The organism is Caulobacter sp. CCNWLW153, assembly GCF_036889365.1.
Lineage (GTDB): Bacteria > Pseudomonadota > Alphaproteobacteria > Caulobacterales > Caulobacteraceae > Caulobacter > Caulobacter radicis.
In genome coordinates this window covers 80,591-86,590 of the sequence record NZ_JBAKFV010000021.1, presented here as the reverse complement: position 1 = coordinate 86,590, position 6,000 = coordinate 80,591, and the positions used below count along the sequence as shown (strand labels likewise).

Sequence of the window (6,000 nt, the reverse complement as noted above, 5' to 3'; positions counted from 1 at the left end):
CCCCCCCCCCCCCCCCCCCCCCCCCCCCCCCCCCCCCCCCCCCCCCCCCCCCCCCCCCCCCCCCGGCCGGCACAGCGCCCGGTCTCCCCCCCTCCACCGCTTCGCGGTCCCCCTCCCCCGCAAGCGGGGGAGGAAAAAGAAAAAGGCCTCCGTCCTTTCGGGCGGAGGCCTTTGTCGTTCGAGACGTTGGGAGCGGCCTAGTAAACCACCCCGCCGACGCCGCCGTCGAGGCTGAGGCTCATGCTCGAACTGGACTCGCGCACGGTCTCCTCGCGATAGGCGGTGTAGGTCTCGGTGGTCAGGATCGACAGGATCTTCACGCCGGCGCCGTAGCGGCGCAGCAGCGAACGCTCGTTGCAGTCGCGGGCCGGACGCTGCGGACGGCAGACCAGGGTCCCGCCTTCGCCGCCTCCTTGGCCCCCACGCGCGCCAGGCGTGTGATACAGGGCCTCGTTCTTGGCGCAGATATAGGTCTGGCCGCCGGTGCTGGCGTCGATCAGGCCGGAATACTCGCCGACCACGTACTGCATGCGGCTGCCGGCGATGCAGCGATAGAGCTCGCCGTCATAGAGGTCGTCGATCTCGCGGTCGGGCGTGACCTGCGAGGCCGGGTGCGGGATGTCCTTGTCGTCCAGGCAGACGGCGCGGACGACGACGCGCTTGAAGCGGGTGCGGGTGGCCTCGTAGGCCGTACGGCGCGCGGCTTCGCCGCCGATGACGTTCAGGCCCTGGATGTAGCCGGTGGGCTGCGGGCCCGAATAGTAGCCGCCATGGGCGCCGCCGCCGTAATAGACGGCCGCGCCGGCCGAGGCGTTGGATCCGGCGCGCACCGAGGCGTTGGCGCTCGCATTGGCGTTCACGTTGACGTTCACGTTGACGTTGGTCTTGCCGCCGCCGCCCCAGTGACCGCCGCCACCGCCGCCGCAGCCGTTGTCGCAGCCGCTCGGCGGCTTGGGCGGGCGCGGGGGCGCGGGCGGAGGCGCACAGCAGGTCGGAGGCGTCGGCGTGCAGCCGCTGTTGCATTGGGCGTAGGCGACGCCGCCCACGAAGAGTCCGGCCACGGCCGCCCCGATGGCGATCCACAGCTTGGACACGGTCAGTTTCGGCGCCGTCATGGCGTCTCCCCTTCACACAGCGACGTCTTCCGGCTGGTTCTCCAGCAAGAAGCGCGCCATGGGCCCGCCGCGCCTCGACTCTGTGCCAAGACGATACGACAGGGCCCCTGGCCCGGTTCTCCTAGCAAGCCCCATGCGGTCGATCTGGACCGCGAAAGGACCCGCAAGGGGACGACGATGTTCCATCCAAGCACGGAACGGTTGATAGACTATTGGCGAAACCGGGCCGGCGACGGCCGGATGCCGGCGCGCGCCAGCGTCGATCCGGGCGATTTCCTCGACCTGCTGCCCCAGGTGTTCATCCTCGGACGCGGAAACGGGCGCTATCCCTTCCGCCTGGCCGGCGGTTTCGTCACCGACCTGCACGCCCGCGACCTGCGCGGCGAAGACCAGCTGTCGATGTGGGCGCTGTCGCACCGGCTGGAGGTGAAGTCGGCGCTGGAAGTGGCCCGCCGCCGGGGTGAGCCGGTGGTCGTCACCGCCGACATCCGCGCCCATGGCGTGGCCTCCGTCGGCATGGAGGTGCTGCTGGCCCCGATGACCGGCGCCAGCGGCGAGGCCGACCGGTTCCTGGGCCTCTACCAGCCGATCGCCATGATGCAGCGCCTGATGGGCCGGCCGGCCTATGAGCTGGGCGTGCGCCGGATCCAGGCCCTGGCCCCCACCAACGCCGAGGCTCCGCGCCTGCGCCTGGCCAGCCTGGACGGCCGCCTGATCGCCTGAGACGGCGACACAAGAGTTTCCTCCCGTGCTCTGGCGGGAGGTTTTGCGTCGGCTTGCCGGAGACGACGCCGGAAGGACGGAGGGGGGCTCGGGAGAGCGCCGCCACGGTGGGAGCGCCCCTTCGTCCGACCCTTAGGCGGCCCTGTTACGCGCCGTGACCACCCAGCCCGCGCCCTCGATCACCACCGCTTCGCCGACGGCCTTGGCCGCGAAGGCTTCGCGTACGGCCGGGATCGCCTGCTGGCGCACCGCCTCCGGCTTATCGGCCAGGGCCCGGGTCAGCGGGCCGACCTGGAAGGCCAGGTCCACCGCGTCCTCGATCGCCGCCTGCCGGGTTTCGCCCTCGCCGAAGGTGATCGGATGGTCGATCGCCGTGAAGGCGACGTCGGCGAAGCCGGCCTCGCCGAGGATCCGCTCCACCCGCGCCCTGTCGCCGAACGAGAACGGCCCTGGCGCCTCGGGCGGGGCCGGCGCCGGCGTCCCGACGATCGGCCCGATGGCCTTCATCGGCAGGCGCCCCCAGTCGTTCTCGCCCGCCCCGCGCCAGCAGACGAAGGCCAGCCGCCCGCCCGGCTTCAGCGCCCGCCGCATGTGGGCGAAGGCATGGGCGGGCTCGTCGAAGAACATCACCCCGAAGCGCGAGAACAGCAGGTCGAACTGCTCGACCGGCAGCAGGGCCCGGCTGGCGTCGGCCACCTGGAACCTCACATTGGCCGCCTCGGCCGCCAGTTCGCGCGCCCGGGCGACCAGCGGCTCGGAAACGTCGACGCCCAGCACCGCGCCCGACGGCCCGACCAGGGCGGCGATCTCCAGGCTGCCCGCCCCGGCCCCGCAGCCGATGTCCAGCACCTGCTCGCCGGCGGCCGGCGCGGCGGCGGCGATCGCCGCCTGGCCATAGTCTTCGAGCATGCGGTCGAGCCGCGCCTGGTTGGCCACCCAGCGCTCGCCGGTGCGGCCGTTCCAGTCGGAGATCTGGTTCACGTTGCGCTCGGTCATGGCGGCGGCCCCATATTTGAGAATTGCTCTCAACAAGGAATAGCCCCTCGCCTCGCGGCTGTCGACTACCGCCCGGCCGCGTCCAGGGCCGCGATCACCTCGGGCGCCAGGGTCAGCCGCACGCCCGCCAGCAGTTCCTCCAGCTGCGCGACGCTGGTGGCGCTGGCGATCGGGGCGGTGATGGCCGGATGGGCGACGATCCAGGCCAGGGCGACCTGGGCCGGGGTGGCGCCGGTCGCCTGCGCCGCCTCGTCGAGCGCGGCCAGGATCCTCAGGCCCTTGTCGTTGAGATAGCCCTTCACCGTACGCCCGCGGGCCTTGCCCTCAAGGTCGGCCTCGCTGCGGTACTTGCCGGTCAGGAAGCCGGCGGCCAGGCCGTAGAACGGGATGATCCCGATCCCCTCGCGCGCCGCGAGTTCAGCCAGCGGCCCCTCGACCTCGTCGCGGTCATAGAGATTGAACTTCGGCTGGATCGACTCGTATCGCACCACGCCCTTGTCGGCCGAGGTCTTCAGCGAGGCCTCGAGGCGATCGGGCGTGAAGTTCGAGGCGCCGATCGCCCGCACCTTGCCGGCCTTCACCAGCCGGTCGAAGGCCTCCAGCGTCTCGTCGAGCGGCGTGTTCTCGTCGTCCTCGTGCGACTGGTAGAGGTCGACATGGTCGGTGTTCAGGCGGCGCAGCGAGTCTTCCAGCGCCGCCACGATGTTGGCGGCCGACAGGCCGGGACGCTTGGGCCACTTGGCCACCTTGGTCAGGATCTTGATGCGGTCGCGCTGGCCGCCAGCCGCCAGCCAGCGGCCGATCACCGCCTCGGACTCGCCGCCTTCGTGGCCAGGAACCCAGGCCGAATAGACATCGGCCGTGTCGATCGCGTCGAAGCCGCCGTCGACGAAGGCGTCGATCAGGCGGAACGAGGTCGCCTCGTCGGCCGTCCAGCCGAAGACGTTGCCGCCGAACACCAGCGGAGCGATCGAGAGGCCGGAGCGGCCGAGGGGACGTTGGCTCATGAGCGGATCCTTGTGCGAGAGCGAGCCGAAGCTTGCGCGACTTCGGACCCGGACACGCAATCAAACTTCGAAATAAGGCCTATTGGGCTTTCGTGACGGATCTATCCGAAACGGCTGGGTCGTCGCCTCGCCCCTGCTGCGTAAAACCCCCGCGAAAGCGGGGATCTTACGGTAAGAAGATCGCACTAGGCCGCCACCGCCGGCGCCCCCTCGAACACCGGAACCTCCGAAGGCGCCAGGGTCGCCTTGCCACGCAGCAGGTCGGCGGCGCGCTCGGCGATCATGATGGTCGGGGCGTTGGTGTTGCCGCCGATCAGGGTGGGCATCACCGAAGCGTCGATCACCCGCAGCCCCGAGAGGCCCTGCACCCGCAGCTGGTCGTCGACCACCGCCAGCGGATCGCCCGCCGCCCCCATCCGGCAAGTGCCGACCGGGTGATAGATCGTCTCGGCCTTGGCGCGGATCCAGGCGTCGATCTCCTGGTCGCTCCTGACGTCCGCGCCCGGCGCGTACTCGCTGTCGCGATAAGGATCCAGCGCGGCCTGGGCGGCGACGTCGCGACCGATCCGAACGCCCTCGCGCATGGCCCGGCGATCCTCGTCGGCCGCCAGGTAGTTGGCCAGGATCTTCGGATCGGCGAACGGATCCGACGAGTGCAGTCCGACCCAGCCCCGGCTCTCGGGGCGCAGCTGACAGACGTGCAGCGTGAAGCCGTCCTTCTCGACCAGCACCTTGCCGTGGTCCTGCATGATCGCCAGCACGGCGTGGATCTGCAGGTCGGGCCGGTCGAGATCTGGCCGCGAGCGCAGGAAGGCGCCCGACTCCAGGAAGTTCTGCCGCCCGATGCCCTTGCCCATCAGCAGGTACGACAGCCCCACGCCCAGCTTGTTCAGCCCCTTGTTGGCCGAGTAGGCGGTCTTCAGGCCCTTGGTCGTCCACGACAGGCAGACGTCCAGGTGATCCTGCAGGTTCTGGCCGACGCCCCGCGCCTCGTGCACTGGCGTCACGCCGGCGGCCTTCAGGGCGTCCGGATCGCCGATCCCCGACAGCTGCAGGATCTGCGGCGACTGCACCGCGCCGGCGCTCAGCAGCACCTCGGCGTCGGCATAGGCGATCGCCTTCTCGCCCCCCTTGCCGAAGACGTATTCGACGCCGACCGCCTTGCCGTTCTCGACGACGATGCGGGTGGTGCGCGCCTCGGTCAGGCAGGTCAGGTTCGGCCGCGACAGGGCCTGCGCCAGATAGGCGGCGGCCGCGCTCCAGCGCTTGCCGTCGCGGATGGTCAGGTCGTAGGGCCCGAAGCCCTCCTGCTGGAAGCCGTTGAAATCCTTGGTCACCGGATGGCCCGCCTGGCGGCCGGCCTCGATCACGGCCTTGTAGAACGGACTGTCGGACTCGCCGGCCGAGACGTGCAGCGGCCCGTCGCCGCCGTGATAGGCGCAGCCGCCGCCGTGGAAGGTTTCCGAGCGTTTGAAGTAGGGCAGCACCTCGGCGTAGGACCAGCCGGAAAGGCCCATCTGCCGCCACTGGTCGTAGTCTCGCGCGTGGCCGCGGATGTAGATCATGCCGTTGATCGCCGAACTGCCGCCCAGCCCCCGGCCGCGCGGCCACCACAGCTTGCGGCCGTCGAGATGCGGCTCGGCCTCCGTCCAGAAGCCCCAGTTACTCTCGCCCTTGGCCTTGATCAACTCGCCCACGCCGGCGGGCATGCGCACCAGCACAGACCCATTCTTGCCGCCGGCCTCCAGCAGCAGCACCTTCACCGCCGGATCCTCGCTCAGCCGCGCGGCCAGCACGCACCCCGCCGAGCCGGCGCCGATGATGACGTAGTCGTAGCGCGTGCCCGACATGGCGTCCCTCCCACAATGTTATCGTTGTTAAGACAGAGAGTGACCCGGTCCCGAAGCGGCGGCAAGGGGGCATGGACGTTTGTCGGTACAGGTTAGAGCTGTCCCTAAAGCAGGCTTAGGCTGTCAATAATGAGAGGCGCTGCATGTTGCCGCCCCGCCTGGTCCGCGGCTCGCCCACCGCAGAAGCGGCCATATGCGGAAACGCCGACCCCCCAGCCCTCCGGCGCGACCTCGTCGCGCAAGTGGGCCGGCATCGAAATGCGTTCAGCCATGCGCCCCCTGCCCTGTCCGAGATATACAGGATCGTCG

The 6,000-nt window shown here is 70.3% G+C and carries 5 protein-coding genes; 1 reads left to right on the top strand and 4 read right to left on the bottom strand.

What is annotated here, in order from left to right; all coding sequences use genetic code 11:
• Positions 1-197 precede the first annotated feature (197 nt).
• Positions 198-1,115 carry a hypothetical protein gene (locus V6S85_RS24435; protein WP_334350566.1) on the bottom strand — a complete coding sequence of 306 codons (918 nt, stop codon included), beginning with the start codon at positions 1,113-1,115 and terminating at the stop codon, positions 198-200.
• 177 nt (positions 1,116-1,292) lie between these two features.
• Here V6S85_RS24435 and V6S85_RS24430 point away from each other — a divergent pair, with 177 nt between their 5' ends.
• On the top strand, positions 1,293-1,838 hold the full coding sequence (locus tag V6S85_RS24430; protein ID WP_116488755.1) for a PAS domain-containing protein: 546 nt from the start codon (positions 1,293-1,295) through the stop codon (positions 1,836-1,838).
• A 132-nt stretch (positions 1,839-1,970) separates the two neighbouring features.
• Here the strand turns inward: V6S85_RS24430 and V6S85_RS24425 are convergent, their stop codons facing one another.
• The 3 genes from V6S85_RS24425 to V6S85_RS24415 all read right to left on the bottom strand — a co-directional run bounded on the left by V6S85_RS24425 (position 1,971) and on the right by V6S85_RS24415 (position 5,691).
• Positions 1,971-2,834, bottom strand: coding sequence for a class I SAM-dependent methyltransferase (locus V6S85_RS24425; RefSeq protein ID WP_334350565.1), 864 nt, complete (start codon positions 2,832-2,834; stop codon positions 1,971-1,973).
• 65 nt (positions 2,835-2,899) lie between these two features.
• The gene (locus tag V6S85_RS24420; RefSeq protein WP_334350564.1) at positions 2,900-3,841 is read right to left on the bottom strand and encodes an aldo/keto reductase; all 942 of its coding nucleotides are present in this window, start codon (positions 3,839-3,841) and stop codon (positions 2,900-2,902) included.
• Positions 3,842-4,026: 185 nt separating this feature from the next.
• Positions 4,027-5,691, bottom strand: coding sequence for a choline dehydrogenase (locus V6S85_RS24415; protein WP_334350563.1), 1,665 nt, complete (start codon positions 5,689-5,691; stop codon positions 4,027-4,029).
• Positions 5,692-6,000 lie beyond the last annotated feature (309 nt).